Origin of the sequence: Sphingomonas zeicaulis (assembly GCF_050433225.1) — a bacterium.
GTDB classification, from domain to species: Bacteria; Pseudomonadota; Alphaproteobacteria; order Sphingomonadales; family Sphingomonadaceae; genus Sphingomonas_D; species Sphingomonas_D zeicaulis.
The window spans coordinates 158856-173145 of sequence record NZ_JBNPXQ010000006.1 but is presented as its reverse complement, the minus strand read 5'-3'; the positions used below and the strand labels follow the sequence as shown (position 1 = coordinate 173145).

Annotated in this window: 14 protein-coding genes; 10 read left to right on the top strand and 4 right to left on the bottom strand. The window is 65.3% G+C overall.

Annotation, left to right across the window (positions count from 1 at the left end; translation table 11 throughout):
- Positions 1-24: 24 nt before the first annotated feature.
- Together FHS96_RS19395 and FHS96_RS19390 are read left to right on the top strand one after the other, a co-directional pair.
- A complete protein-coding gene (locus tag FHS96_RS19395; RefSeq protein WP_429595450.1) occupies positions 25-1230 on the top strand; it encodes a cytochrome P450 in 1206 nt (401 codons plus the stop codon).
- Positions 1231-1293: 63 nt separating this feature from the next.
- A complete protein-coding gene (locus tag FHS96_RS19390; RefSeq protein WP_429595447.1) occupies positions 1294-1605 on the top strand; it encodes a 2Fe-2S iron-sulfur cluster-binding protein in 312 nt (103 codons plus the stop codon).
- A 14-nt stretch (positions 1606-1619) separates the two neighbouring features.
- On the opposite strand, the gene FHS96_RS19385 is transcribed toward FHS96_RS19390, so the two are convergent.
- From FHS96_RS19385 to FHS96_RS19375, 3 genes are all read right to left on the bottom strand, one after another.
- Positions 1620-2489, bottom strand: coding sequence for a metal-dependent hydrolase (locus FHS96_RS19385; protein ID WP_429595444.1), 870 nt, complete (start codon positions 2487-2489; stop codon positions 1620-1622).
- 117 nt (positions 2490-2606) lie between these two features.
- The gene (locus tag FHS96_RS19380) at positions 2607-3125 is read right to left on the bottom strand and encodes a MarR family winged helix-turn-helix transcriptional regulator (protein WP_429595441.1); all 519 of its coding nucleotides are present in this window, start codon (positions 3123-3125) and stop codon (positions 2607-2609) included.
- A gap of 71 nt (positions 3126-3196) precedes the next feature.
- Positions 3197-3940 carry an enoyl-CoA hydratase/isomerase family protein gene (locus tag FHS96_RS19375; protein WP_429595438.1) on the bottom strand — a complete coding sequence of 248 codons (744 nt, stop codon included), beginning with the start codon at positions 3938-3940 and terminating at the stop codon, positions 3197-3199.
- Between the two features lie 87 nt (positions 3941-4027).
- Here FHS96_RS19375 and FHS96_RS19370 point away from each other — a divergent pair, with 87 nt between their 5' ends.
- The 6 genes from FHS96_RS19370 (at position 4028) to FHS96_RS19345 (ending at position 10314) form a co-directional block, all read left to right on the top strand.
- Complete coding sequence (locus FHS96_RS19370) at positions 4028-5164, top strand: serine hydrolase domain-containing protein (RefSeq protein WP_429595435.1); 1137 nt, start codon at positions 4028-4030, stop codon at positions 5162-5164.
- Positions 5164-6759 carry a GMC family oxidoreductase gene (locus FHS96_RS19365; RefSeq protein ID WP_429595432.1) on the top strand — a complete coding sequence of 532 codons (1596 nt, stop codon included), beginning with the start codon at positions 5164-5166 and terminating at the stop codon, positions 6757-6759. The genes FHS96_RS19370 and FHS96_RS19365 overlap by 1 nt, the downstream gene beginning before the upstream one ends.
- Complete coding sequence (locus tag FHS96_RS19360) at positions 6722-7414, top strand: TetR/AcrR family transcriptional regulator (RefSeq protein ID WP_429595429.1); 693 nt, start codon at positions 6722-6724, stop codon at positions 7412-7414. Before FHS96_RS19365 ends, FHS96_RS19360 begins: the two co-directional genes overlap by 38 nt.
- 63 nt (positions 7415-7477) lie before the next feature.
- Positions 7478-8719: a cytochrome P450 gene (locus FHS96_RS19355; protein WP_429595426.1), complete on the top strand. Its 1242-nt coding sequence runs from the start codon at positions 7478-7480 to the stop codon at positions 8717-8719.
- Between the two features lie 27 nt (positions 8720-8746).
- The gene (locus FHS96_RS19350; protein ID WP_429595423.1) at positions 8747-9064 is read left to right on the top strand and encodes a 2Fe-2S iron-sulfur cluster-binding protein; all 318 of its coding nucleotides are present in this window, start codon (positions 8747-8749) and stop codon (positions 9062-9064) included.
- A gap of 35 nt (positions 9065-9099) precedes the next feature.
- Entirely contained in the window at positions 9100-10314 is a 1215-nt protein-coding gene (locus FHS96_RS19345) for a cytochrome P450 (RefSeq protein WP_429595420.1), read from the top strand.
- 13 nt (positions 10315-10327) lie between these two features.
- Here the strand turns inward: FHS96_RS19345 and FHS96_RS19340 are convergent, their stop codons facing one another.
- Positions 10328-11227, bottom strand: coding sequence for a LysR family transcriptional regulator (locus FHS96_RS19340; protein ID WP_429595417.1), 900 nt, complete (start codon positions 11225-11227; stop codon positions 10328-10330).
- 103 nt (positions 11228-11330) lie between these two features.
- Here FHS96_RS19340 and FHS96_RS19335 point away from each other — a divergent pair, with 103 nt between their 5' ends.
- On the top strand, positions 11331-13322 hold the full coding sequence (locus FHS96_RS19335) for an oxidoreductase (protein ID WP_429595414.1): 1992 nt from the start codon (positions 11331-11333) through the stop codon (positions 13320-13322).
- Complete coding sequence (locus tag FHS96_RS19330) at positions 13316-14287, top strand: TauD/TfdA dioxygenase family protein (protein ID WP_429595411.1); 972 nt, start codon at positions 13316-13318, stop codon at positions 14285-14287. Before FHS96_RS19335 ends, FHS96_RS19330 begins: the two co-directional genes overlap by 7 nt.
- Positions 14288-14290: the final 3 nt, after the last annotated feature.

The following is a 14290-nucleotide window of genomic DNA, read 5'->3' as shown; positions in this document are numbered from 1 at the left end:
TCGCACTGATGGATAGGACGAGATGTGCAGCCTGACGCTCTGAACCCCACGATCAGCCATGTTCCCCATAATCGGGTCGTCGACATCGACATCTTCGACTTGCCGCTTGCCGACGGCGATGCACAATCGCGATGGAGAGCGCTGCGCGCGCATGGGGCGCTGATCTGGACGCCACGGCATGGCGGCCACTGGATCGCGACGCGCGGCGCGCTCATCGAGCAGATCTATCGCTCTCCCGACCTTTTCTCCAATCGCGAGGTCGGCATTCCGCCCGGAAAATTTCCCCTTCAGTTGCTGCCGATCCAGCTCGACGGAATCGATCATCAGACCTATCGGGCGCTTATCGATCCTGCCTTCCGGCCCGCCGCGGTGCAGCGCTACGGCGTGACTGCGCGCGCGCTGGCACGCGAACTGATCGACGAGTTGTACCCCAGGGGCGGTTGCGAGTTCGTCGCCGACTTCTCGCTCGTGATGCCGTTGGCCATCTTCCTGACGATCGTCGATCTGCCGGTGGAGGATCGGGTGACGCTCCACACGCTCGCCCGTGCAGCCTCCCGGTCGCCGACCCAGGATCGGCGCTCCGCCGCCTTCTTCGAGATGGTCGCCTATCTCGAGCAGTGGGTCGACCGTCGCCGCGAATGCCCCGGCGACGACCTGCTCTCCACCATCGTCCACGCAAGGGTGAACGGCGAGCCCCTCTCCCGCGAACAGATCATGGGAACGGCCATGCTGCTGCTGTTCGCCGGCCTCGACACCGTCGCGGCGATGATGGCATTTGTGATGCGCCATCTCGCGCTGCATCCCCAGCACCGCCAATGGATCCGCGACAATCCGTCAAAAGTGTCGTTTGCGGTGGAAGAACTGATGCGGCGCCACGGCGTCGCCAACAATGTCCGCACGGCGGCGCAGGATATCGAACTTGACGGCGTCGCGGTTAAGGCCGGCGAGATCGTGGTCATCCCCAACTGCCTCCACGGACTGGATGATGACCAGTTCCCCGAGGCCTGCAGTGTCGATTTCGGCCGGGTGCTGGGCCAGACGGCAACCTTCGGCTGGGGGCCGCATCGCTGCGCCGGCGCCAATCTCGCGCGGCTGGAAATGCGCATCCTGCTGGAGGAGTGGCTGGCGCGCATCCCCGATTTCGGGATCGACCCCGATCAGCCGGTGGTCCAGCAGACCGGCACCGTCAACGGCGTTCTGCAACTGCCGTTGCGCTGGGCCGTCGCCTGACCCCCGCGATCGCCAATGGTTGACCATGATGCGGCCGGAGGGTCGAAAGGAGATGGAAGACGCATGTTGAAAGTCATCAATCGAAGCGGGCAAGAGCGCGTCGTCGAGGCCGAGGAAGGCCTGTCGGTGATGGAGTTGCTGCGCGACAACGGCTTCGACGAGCTGCTGGCGCTGTGCGGGGGCTGCTGTTCCTGCGCCACCTGCCATATCTATGTGGATCCCGCTTTCGTCGACCTGCTTCAGGACATGAGCGAGGACGAGAATGATCTGCTCGACAGCTCCGGCCACCGCGACCCACGCTCGCGGCTGTCGTGCCAGATACCCTACCGCGCGGCGTTGTCCGGCCTGACCGTCATCATCGCGCCTGAGGATTGAACGCGGCGGGGTGCTCAGGTGCCGGCAAGTTCTCCCGGCGCCGAGACCCGGCCCATGTCCCCGCCCCGTTCGAAACGCTGCAAATAGGCGCCGAGGCCTGCCGGTTCGCGACGGTCGCGCGGGTTGTAGAAGGGAGAGAACACGCCGAGCAGGTCGCGGATCGTGTGGCGCTTCATGAACGTGCCGAAGGCGCGTTGACGCTGCCGGGATTGTTCTACCTCGTCGGGCGACATACGTTCGCGGTCGGCCTTGATGAGTTCGCGGTAAACCGCCTTGCTGTAGCCGCCGAGATGCCGGATCGTGCAGACGAAGCCGTAGCAGCGATAAATCCAGCCATTCCAAATCCTGCCCCATAGCGTGCGCGCGTAGAGCGCCTTGAACAGCTGGAAGCAGACCTCGCGATGCTCATATTCCTCGGCCATGTGCCATTTCCACAGCGCCACCGCTTCGTAATCGGCGCCTTCGAGATAGGGCGCATAATCCTCGAACCACATTCGGGCGGCGATCGGCCCCATCGATTCGAAGCCTTCGGAATATGCGAGGCAGAACTTCAGCGAACGGCCGCTCAGCATCTCCGCATATTCGCGTTCGATCTTTTGCTCGTGCGGAATGATCTGCGGGTAAAGCTCTCGGATACGCTTGTTGAAGCCGTTATGCTGGCGGTAATGCTGCGCTTCCTGCGCGATGAAGATTGCGACCTGCTCATGCAGTTCGACATGGTCGGCCGGCAACAACCCCTTCGCCCGCCGCATTACTTGGATCAGCCAAGGCTCGACGAAGGACGGAATAGTCGACGACGCGTTCACCTGATGCGCAAATTCCGGGATCGGCGCCCAGTTGGGTCGGATATCGGCATAGTCGATCCTGGGCAGACGTGCCTTCATACCATCTCTCCGCGCGGGCAGCGCTTCACGTGCCCTTCTTCGTGCATGTGCGGAACCGGCATTGCATTGGGCGCGGGCATTTCGGCCAGCGTGATTTCATTAAGGGGTTAACCGAGCTCAGGGGATGAAGTCACGTTCCAGCGCGCCCTGTACCTTGGTGAGCACGGCGCTGAAGCCGCGCATCTCCGCCGGGTCCATGCCAGCGAACAGTTTCGCGATCTTGGCCGTGCCGACCAGTTCGCGGATGCACGCATCGACCAGTTCCTCGCCCCGGGGGGTCAGCGACAGTTCCATCGAGCGATGATCGTCAGCGCTGCGCCGCCGGATCAACAGGCCGTCCTTCTCCAGCCGGCCGATCCGGCCTGATAGTGCCGCGTTGGAGATGAAGAGCCAGGTGGTGAGATCGGTGGCGCGCACCGGACGGCCAAGATCGATCCCGATCCGCCCGAGCAGATGCAGGTCGGCAAAGCTGTACCCGAGACGGTCCGCGATACGCTCAAGATCTGTCATCACGAGATGGCTGACGATCAGCATCTGCCGCATCGCTACCAGCGGCGACATGTCGATGTCCGCGAGGCGATCCGCATAATATGGGATGCCTGGATCCGGTCGATCGGATGGGCCGTCCGCCGTCATTCTCCGCGCGCCTTCGAACCGTGGAACCGCCCAGGGCGTATAGCGCCGCCGCGATCCGGACGCGAGCGCGGCTAACGCCCCATCGCCGCGAGGATCGCCATACCTTCCATCGCGAGGCCCTGGTCGAGTTCCGCCGCCAGCCGCTCGCGAAGCTGGCGTGTCAGCAGGACGCGCGTGTAGCGATTGGTGATTGCGGGCCGCGCCGCGATCATGGCGGCGAGCTCACGCGCGCGCGGCATCAAGCGATCGCCCGGAAGCACCTCCCCGACCATCCCGAGCGCCAGCGCTTCCTCGGCGCCGATCTCCTGCCCGGTCATCAGGAAATAGCGTCCGCGGTTCGGGCCGAGCAGCAGCGGCCAGATTGCCTGCACGCCGTCACCCGGCACTACGCCCGCGGCAGCATGCGGCTTGTCCGCAAACACCGCCGTCTCCGTGGCCAGCACGATATCGGCAAGCAGCGGGATCTCGGCATGGATGAAGGCCGGGCCGTTGACCGCTGCGATCACTGGCACCTCGATCGCGAGCAGATTGTGCAGCAGGCTGCGCCCTTCGCGCAGGATGACATCCCAGGTGGCGGCAGACATCGCGGGCATCTCGACATCGGTCTGGAAGGACGCACAGAACGTGTCGCCGGTGCCGGTGATCAGCAGGACGCGCAGATCGGGATCGGCCGAGACTTCCGCGAAAGCAAGCCCCAGCTCGCGGTGCAGCCCGCCCCACGACGCCCACTGCGCCGGGCCGCCGCGGTGGTGGATGCGCAGCTCGACGACGCCATCCGCCTTCGAAATGACGATATTCTCGTACCCGTCCGCCATGGTCCTTCCCCTCGCGCCTCAGTTTGTTATGAAGTGCGCACTTGATAGTAAATCTGGCAACGGTGGCAAGAACGAAAGGCTTAGAGGATGACGACGAAGGTCAACCAGGCAGTGCAGGAAACGCTCGATCGCCTCGTTGCGGACGGCAAGGAGATCGGCCTGCAGGTCTGCGCCTGGCTGGGCGAGGAACAGATCGTCGACTGCTGGGCCGGCCTCGCCAATCCCGAGACCGGTCAGCCGGTGGACGGCGATACGCTGTTCAACGTCTACTCTGTGTCGAAGGCGGTCTCCGCTACTGCGATGCACATCCAGGTCGAGCGCGGGCTGGTCGACTATGATGCACCCGTCGCAAGCTACTGGCCGGACTTCGCTGCCGCCGGCAAGGGAGACGTCACCGTGCGCCACGTCCTGTCGCATGTGTCGGGGGTTCTGCGCATGCCGCCGGACGTGACGCCGGAACTGATGACCAACTGGGACTGGATGTGCCGCCGCATCGCCGAGATGGAACCGGCCTATCCTGCAGGCAGCCGCTCCTCCTACCAGTCGATGACCTTCGGCTGGCTCATCGGCGAAGTGGTGCGGCGCACCGATCCCGGTCGACGGCCGTTCGGCCAGTTCATCAAGGAGGAGATCGCCGATCCGCTGGGTGCGACCGACCTGTGGATGGGTATTCCCGACGCCGTCGAGCCACGCATCGCCAAGCTGGACGACGTCGCCGTCTATGTCGCGCCCGACGACAATATGATGCGCGCAGCGCAACCACTGATCGTCGACCTGATGCCCGATCCGTTCGAGCGCCCCTATGTCCGCCGCGCCTGCATCCCCGCCGTCGGCGGCATCTTCAACGCGCGCAGCGAGGCGCGCTTCTGGGCGATGCTGGCCAATGGCGGGCAGTTGAACGGTGTGCGCCTGCTCTCCGAGGACCGTGTCGCGAGCTTCGCTTCGCCTCGCCCGCATTTCGAGGATGCCGACCCAGTGTTCTTCGGCATGGTCGTGCCGATCGCCTGGTCCGGCTTCTGGCTTGGCGGCGCCGAGGCGCCCCCCGTCTCCTCGCCGCGCAACATGCGGGCATTGTGCCATCCCGGCATGGGCGGGTCGATCGGCTGGGCGGATCCGGACAGCAAGCTCGCTGTGGCGTTCTGCCACAACCGCATGTTCGACACGATCGACATCGCCGAGGACAGCCGCACGATTATCGGCGATGTCATCCGGGCGAGCATCTGATGATGTGGGACTATATCATCGTCGGCGGCGGATCCGCCGGATGCGTGCTGGCCGACCGCCTGTCGGAGAATCCGGCGAACATGGTGCTGCTGCTCGAGGCGGGTCCCGAGGACAAGAACCCGTTCATCCACATGCCCCGCGGAGCCGCCAAGCTCTACAAGAACCCAAACCTCATCTGGTATTTCCAGACCGAGGGACATGACGATGTGCCGTCGGAAACCTGGATCCGCGGCAAGATGCTGGGCGGCTCCTCGTCGGTCAACGGCATGATGTATTTCCGCGGCCAGCCCGAGGATTACGACCATTGGGAGGCGTTGGGGGCGAAGGGCTGGGGCTGGAACAACATCGCCAAGGCCTATCGCGAGTTGGAAGGGCATGAACTGCCGGGTGACGAGGTGCGCGGTGCCGAGGGGCCGCTGCGCGTATCGATCGAGCCGGATCGCGACGCGCTGAGCGAGGCCTTCATCGCGGCCGGCCAGCAATTGGGGGTGCCGCGCGTCGATGATCTCAGCCGCTCCGGTCGCGGCGGCGTCGGCTATACCAGCCGCACCATCTGGAAGGGCAAGCGCCAGAGCAGCGCCCAGACCTTCCTGAAGCGCGCGCGCAAGCGCCCTAACCTACGCGTCGTCACCGGCGCGGTGGTGGACAAGGTAATCTTCGACGGCCGCCGCGCGACCGGCGTGCGCGCGAGCGTCAACGGCTCGATACAGACTTTCCCGAGCGCGCGTGAGGTGATCCTGTCGGCCGGCGCGCTGATGTCGCCCCAGATCCTCGAGCGGTCGGGCGTCGGATCGGCGGCGCTCCTGTCGGCGCTCGGCATCGCGGTGGTGGCGGACAGCCCCGGCGTGGGCGAGCATATGCTGGAGCATCGTCTGCTGCAGATGACCTACGACGTCATCGGCCCCTACAGCCACAACATGCAGTTGCGTGGCCTAAAGCTGGTCGCCAATGTGCTGCGCTATTATCTGTCCGGCACCGGGCCGATGGCGGCCGGCTATGGCAATGTCGGCGCGTTCGCGACGGTGCTGCCCGAATCGCTGACACCCGACATCGAGATCCTGCTCTCCCCCGCCGTGGCGCTGCTTGACGCCAAGGGCAATCTTGCGCCGGATACGGTGCACAGCCTCACCTTGTTCGGTTATCCGCTGCGATCGCGCAGCGAGGGATCGGTGCATATCGGCGGCGCCGATCCGATGACGCCCGCGCGGATCCGGGCGGGCTATCTGACCGATCCCTACGATTGCGCGGTCACCGTCGCGATGCACCGCTACCTGCGCACATGGATGGGCCAGAGCGCGCTGGCGCCGTTCATCGGCGGCGAGCGCGAACCGACGCGGTCGCTCATCAGCGACGATGAGATCCTGGATGGCTTCCGCAGGATCGGGCAGGCGGGCTATCATGCCTGCGGCACCTGCCGAATGGGCGATTTCGATGATGCGGTGCTCGACGAGAAACTGCGCGTGAAGGGCGTGGACGGGTTGCGCGTCATCGACGGATCGATCATGCCGACCATGGTATCCGCCAACACCAACGGGCCGATCATGGCGTCGGCCTGGCATGCCGCGAACGTCATATTGGAGGGGCGCAATCGCTGACGCACTGACACCCGAGACCCCGGCCGACACCGAACAGGGTCGAGTCCGCCGCCGCCGCCGCACCCGCGAGGACGTGGTCCAGCGGATATGCGACGCGGCCCGGCAGCTCTTCGCCGAGCGCGGCTATGCAAGCACGACGACACGCGAGATCGCACGCCTCGCTGATGTCAGCGAGACTTTGCTGTTCCGCTACTACGGCGACAAGGCGGGACTGTTCGGCGAGGTGGTGATCGCGCCCTTCAACGCGCTGATGCTGGATTTCGTCCGCCTCCATCCCGATCCCACCGCCAACTTCCCCCGCGAGGCGGAGACGCGGCGCTTTACGCGCAGCGTCTACGAGCTGTTCGAGGGCAATGAGGCGATGTTCCGCGCGCTGCTGGCGGGTCCGGCGGCAACCGAGGGCGCGGAAGCTGCGCCAGGCTTGCGCGGCCTCGCACCCTTTTTCGAACAATCGGTCGATCAGGTGCGCCGCCGCTATGAGGCGGCCGGAATCGAGCCGCCCTTCGATCTCAACATCGGCGTGCGGCTCGGCTTCGGCATGATCGCATCGAGCGTGATCCTCGCCGACGCGCTGTTTCCGGACCCGCCCGACCGCAGCGCGCTGATCGGCACGCTCGAACATCTCATCGCGAAGTGGCTTGCCGGACCCCACTGAAAATTGACAGCCCTGCCGTCGCAACTTATGTAGTGCTCACTTCATAGGAGAGAGCAAGCGATCATGGCTACCGCGGTCAGGATTCAGGAATTCGACGATCCGAGTTACGATCCGTTCAACTCGGACGAGGTCAATTTCGGCGACACCCGCGATCCTTATCCCGATATCGCGAAGTGGCGGGCACAGGGTGCGGTTCTTGAGGGCGACTATCGGCCGAAGATGGGCTTGCAGTCGGCGATGTATCCCGACCGCAAGATGTTCACGGTCGTCGGATCCGAGGAAATACTGACGGTGTTGACCGACACCGATCGCTTCTCGAACGCCGGCTACAAGTTCAACCTGGGCGCCACCTTCGGGATGGGCAGCATCAGCGTGATGGACAATCCCGAACATGGCCGCTGGCGCAAGATATTCCAGAAGATCTTCCTGCCCCAGTTCGTCAAGCATTGGGGCGAGTCGATCGTCGATCCGGTCGTCCACGGCTTGATGGACAAGTTCATCGGCCGCGGTGATGCGGACCTCATCGAGGAATTCACCCTCCGCTATCCGTTCGAGGTGATCTACCGTCAGCTCGACCTGCCGCCGTCGGATGTGGGCACGTTCCAGCGGCTCGCGATAGGCCAGACCGACTATGTGAATACCGACAAGGCAGTCGAGGCGGGCCGGAAACTGGGCGAATATTTCGTCGCGCTGGTCGCCGAGCGCCGCCGCAATCCCGGAGACGATCTTGTCAGCCTGCTCGCCAACACCGAGGTCGATGGCGATCATCTGCCGGAGATCGTGCTGATCTCCTTCCTGCGGCAGCTGATGAACGCCGCTGGCGACACCACCTATCGCGGCACCAGCGTGCTGCTGACGGCGCTGCTCGAGCATCCCGACCAGTACGCGCTGCTCCGCGCCGATCGCAAGCTGATCCCCCAGGCGATCGAGGAAGCGCTGCGCTGGGACGGACCTGTCGCGGTGCAACTGCGCATGGCAAAGGAGGATGTGGTGCTGGGCGGCGTCGCCATCCCGGCCGGATCGCTCCTCGATGTCGTCGCGGGCGCGGCGAACCGCGATCCGGCGATCTTCCCCGATCCGGACGCCTTCGACATCCGCCGCGAACGCAAGCCGCATTACTCCTTCTCGCGCGGCCCGCACATCTGCGTCGGCCAGCATCTGGCGCGCGTGGAGATGACGCGCGCACTGCACGCGGTCATGGACAATCTGCCGAACCTGCGCTTCGATCCCGACAAGCCGCGGCCCGAGATCCGCGGATCGATGATGCGGGTGCCCAAGCATCTGTACGTCCGCTTCGGCGACTGAACGAAACATCCAGGAAAGACAGCCAAGATGCCAGAGATCATCGTCACCCGGCGTGACGGCGAGCAACAGACCGTGACGGCCGATGTGGGGCTGTCGCTGATGGAAGCGATCCGCGATGCCGGGATCGACGAGATGCTCGCGTTGTGCGGCGGATGCTGCTCCTGCGCGACCTGCCATGTGAAGGTCGATGCGGCCTTCTCCACGCTGCTGCCGCCGATGAGCGAGGACGAGAGCGATCTGCTCGACAGTTCGGACCATCGCGACGAGCGTTCGCGCCTGTCCTGCCAGATCGCGATGACCGATGATCTGAACGGACTGCGCGTCACCATCGCGCCCGAGGACTGAACGCGACCGAGAGAGCATCGCGAGGAGAGGAAGAGATGATGGCCCTGGAGGACATGACCCGGCCCGATCACATACCGGCCGAACTGGTGCGCGACTTCGACTTTTACGACATTCCCGGATCGGCGGAGGACGTTCAGGCGGCCTATGCCGCGATCCAGCGAGCCAATCCGGATATTTTCTGGACGCCGCACAATGGCGGCCATTGGGTCGCGACGCGCGGCGAGGACATCCTTGCCATGCAGCGGGACTATCAGCATTTCTCGCACAAGCATATCGTCCTGCCGCCGATGCCCGAGGGCACGCCGCGCCAGATCCCGCTGGAGATGGACCCGCCCGAGCACGCGCGTTACCGCCGGCCGCTGATGCAGTCGCTGATGCCCGCGATCGTCGCCGAGCTGGAAGACAAGGTGCGCGATGTCGCTGTCGAGGCGATCGAAGCTATCGAGGCGCGGGGCGAGTGCGAGTTCATCGAGGATTTTGCGAAGGTGCTGCCCATCCATGTCTTCATGGAACTGGTCGACCTGCCAATCGCCGACAAGGCCATCCTCCTGCCCCTCGCCGAAGCCTCGGTCCGCGGGCGCGATGCCGAGACACGGTTGCAGTCGCAGCGGGCGATGGGTGGCTATCTGATGGACAAGATCATCGCCCGACGCGAGACGCCCGGCGACGATCTGCTGAGCAAGCTGGTCAATGTCGAGATCAACGGCAGCCGCATCTCCGAGATGGAAGCCGTCAGCTATGCCTCGCTGGTGCTGTTCGGCGGCCTCGACACCGTCGCCGGGATGATCGGCTTCATTGCGCGCTTCCTGGCCATGAATCCCGGCCACCGCCGGCAGCTGGTCGAACGGCTCGACGACGAGGCCTTCCTGAAGCAGGCCATCGAGGAACTGATCCGCCGCCACGGTCTCGCCAACACCTCGCGCGTGATCCCGGAGGATTTCGAATATAAGGGCGTGCAGTTCCGCGCGGGCGACCGCGTCCTGCCGGCGAACCTGTGGGTCGGCACCGACGATCGGCTGAACGTCAATCCGCTTGTGGTGGATTTCGAACGGGAGAAGCCGATGCACGCTGCCTTCGGCAATGGCCCGCATGCCTGCCCCGGCGCGGTGCTGGCGCGTCGCGAAATCCGCATCTTCCTTGAGGAATGGCTTGCGCGCATTCCCGACTTCCGGATCAAGCCGGGGACCCAACCCGTTCTCGCGACCGGAATGGTCAACGGCGTCCTGCGGCTGGATCTTTGCTGGCCCTGACCGGTCACGGCGCTCACGCCTGACCGGTCCAGTCCACCGCCTCGCTCAGGAAGCGTGCCACCGCCTGTACGGCCGGCCGCTTGCGGCTTTCCTGCGGGATGAACAGCAGGATGTTCATCACCGCCTCGTTCCAGTCCTCCAGCACGCGGACCAGCCGGCCGTCGCCCAGCTCAGGCACGACCAGCATCTCCAGCGTCTGCGCGATGCCCACGCCGGCCACCGCCGCAGCGGCGATGGCGTCGCCATTGTTAAAGGTAGCGACGCCACTGGGGCGCAGCGCCTGACGCTCACCGTTCCGCGCGAAGCGCCACTGCCCCACCGGCCGTTCCATGGTGGCGTAGAGGATGCAGTCATGATCGTGCAGCGCGTCGATCGTGTGCGGCGTTCCGCGCCGGGCGAGATAGTCAGGCGAGGCGACCTGAACGAAGCGTGTCCGTCCGAGTTCGACGATCTGGCCGCGTCCCTCCGGCGCGACGCCGACCCGGATCATCATGTCGAACCCGTCAGGACGGAACAGCATGGACCGATCGCCCACGCTCAAATCGAGCATGACATGAGGGTGAACGCGCCGGAAGTGGGGGATCGCGGGCACTACGAAGCGCAGGCCGATGCCCCCAGGCGCGTCGATCGATACCCTCCCCATCGGGCCCACCGCGCCCTGGCGCACGCGGTTCTCCGCATGGCCAACGGCTTCCAGGATCGCGCGCGCCTCGTCCAGGAAGATATGGCCCTGGGTGGTGAGCGCAAAGCGGCGCGTGCTGCGCTGAATGAGGCGCGCGCCAAGTCGGTCCTCAAGGCGGGCGATATGCGCCGAGACCATTGTCGACGACATCCCCAGCCGCTCGGCCGCCTTTCCGAAACCGCCATGGTCGACGATCGCCACAAGCACTTCCAGGCTGGTCAGACGGTCCATGATTATCCTCTCACAACGGATAATCTACGCTTCATTCGAATGATTATCCAGCATCTCATCATGTTTATGCTGCGCAAAGATCAAGAACATCATGAGAGGATCCATGGCCTATCCAGCCCTGTTCCAGCCGTTCAGCATCGGCAGCCTGCGCCTCAAGAACCGGATTGCGATGGCGCCGATGGAAACCCATCTTGGCAATCCCGACGGCTCGGTAAACGGGGAGGTGATCGCCTATTACAGCGAACGCGCCCGCGGCGGCGCCGGGCTGATCATGACGGAGTTCACCTGCGTCGACGGCACCGACGGCTTCAGTTCCAACGTGCCGCAACTGCGCCTCGACAATGAGCGCTACAAGGCCGGCCACGCCCAGTTGGCCGCCGCGATCCATGCCGGCGGCGCCCGGGCGGTCATCCAGATCTCCCATGCCGGGCGGCAGACGAAGGAAAGCGTGATCGGCACCACGCCGGTTTCGGCGAGCGCTATCCCGCTCAGGAGCATCTACATGAGCGGAGCCCCGCGGGCGCTGGAGGATCATGAGATCCGCCGCGTCATCGCCAGCTACGCCAACACCGCGCGGCTCGCCATGATGGCCGGCTATGACGGCGTGATGCTGCACGGCGCGCACGGCTATCTGCTGCAGCAGTTCCTCTCGCCGCTGATGAACCACCGCGACGACGATTGGGGCGGCGACTTCGAACGGCGGCTGCGCTTCCCAATGGAGGTCATCAAGGCGGTGAAGGCGCAGATCGGCGACAAGCCTCTGCTCTATCGCATGTCGGTGGTCGACGGCGTCGACGGCGGCCTCACCATCGAGGACAGCGAGATCATCGCGCCGCGGCTGGTCGAGGCTGGCGTGGACGCGATCGACATCAGCTGGGGCTTCCTGGAATGCCCCGACCTGATCCTCGAGCCGATGTCGATCGCCGAGGGCGATCGCCTGCCCTACGCCCGCCGCATCCGCGAGGCGACCGGCAAGCCGGTCATCACCGCGGGCGTGATGCGCTGGCCCGACAAATGCGAGCAAGCGGTTCTCGGCGGCGACACTGACATCGTATCGCTCGGCCGCGCCCTGCTTGCCGATCCGATGTGGCCGATCAAGGCGCAGCGCGGGCTGGCGCACGAGATCCGCCCCTGCACCTCTTGCAACTGGTGCATTCGCGAGCTGGGACAGAGCCGGCCCGTCGCCTGCGCCGAGAATCCGCGCTGCGGCAAGGAGACGGATCCCGACATCGGCAGCTTTGGCGCGGGCCTGCGCGCGACGGTGGTGGGTGGCGGCCCAGGCGGCATGGCCGCGGCGCTGATGCTCGACCAGGCCGGGTTCGCGGTGACGCTCTACGAGAAGCGCCAGCGGCTCGGGGGCAACCTGATCACCTCGGCGGTGCCCCCGGGCAAGGATAAGCTGTTCTGGTACCACGCCTTCCTGGTCCGCCGCATCGAGAAGAGCGGCGTGCAGGTTCGAATGGGCACGGTGGTGGATCAGGAGACGATCGGCGCCGACCTGCCCAACGTCGTCATCCTCGCCAGCGGGTCCCGCCCTGCCCCGCTCGATCTGGCGGCTTGGGGCAATCTCCCGACCGCGCCGGCCTATGAAGTGCTGATCGACGAGATGCGCGTTCCGCCTTCTTCCGCCGAGCGCCCGATCGTCATCTATGGCGGCGGCGAGACCGGCACCGAGACCGCCGAGCATCTCGCCAAGGCCGGCCACCATGTGCTGCTGGTGACGCGGTCGAATGCCAAGTTCCTCGCCCGCAATGCCGAGGCGCTGTACCGCATGCATCTGTTGCGGCGCCTCAGCACGAACGCGGCGATCCGCATCCTCGACCACACCAAGCTGCACGCGATCGACGGCGAGCATGTCGTGCTGGCGGCATCCGACGGCACGCTGTTCGACCAGCCCGCCGCTGCCATCCTGCTCGCGCATGGGCTGGTGCCGGATACGACCCTCGCCGACGCGCTGGCCGATAGGGACATTCCGACCATCAGCATCGGCGACGCAGCGCAGGTCGCTCGCATCGGCGAAGCGGTGCGCGACGCCTATCGCGCGGCGCAGGATCTGCGCCGCCTCATCACCCAACCGGAGCCCATCGCATGTTGACCGAAGCCCCCTCCATCGAAGCCCGCCGGCTCGACGCGCCCTTCGGCTGTGAGATCGTCGGCGCCGATCTCACGCGCCCGATCGACGATCGCACGCGGCAGGCGATCCGCGAGGCGTGGATCGACGCGGGCATCCTGCTGTTTCGCGGCCTCGAGAATGACGATCAGGCGCAGATGCGGCTGAGCTCGATCTTCGGCGAGATGGAGCCGGCCGCGACGGCGGATCTCAACGATCCGACCAACCAGTTCATGATGACGCTGGCCTATGATCCGGAGAATCCGACCGCGCGGGCCAATCCCTTCTATACCGTCGACGGCATTGACCGGGCGGGCTGGCTTGGCTGGCATTGGGACCAGGCGTTCATGCCCACCATCGTGCGCGGCGCGGTGTTGCGCATGACGCACCCCGCCCGAACGATGGGTGAGACCGGCTTCATCGACGCCATCCAGGCGTATGACCGTTTGTCCGACGCGATGAAGGCGCGGATCGAGAAGCTGGAAGTGGTGTACGCGTTCAACCCCGATTTCTGCTCCGGACAGTTCGGCTTTCCCACGGACATCCAGCGCATCGAGATGGGCTCGGGGAGCAAGGGCGGCATGGGCTATGACTTTCCGCCCGTCGTCCATCCGATGGTGATCACCCAGATGGAAACCGGACGGAAGGTCCTCAAGCTCTCGCCGATGCATGCCCGCTACGTCCTGGGCATGGACAAGGCCGAGAGCGACGCGCTGCTGACCGCGCTCGCCGCGCACCTGACCGATCCCACCCACGCCTATTTCCACGACTGGCAGGAAAACGACATGCTGGTGTGGGACAATTGGCGGATCATCCACTCGGCCAATGGCGTGCCGCTCGACTGCGGACGGCGCGCGCGCCGGACGACGATCGCCGGCGACTACAAGGTCGGCCGCTATCTCGACCCGACGCTGGATCGTGACCGTCAGATCAAACGGCTGGTCGACTGACCG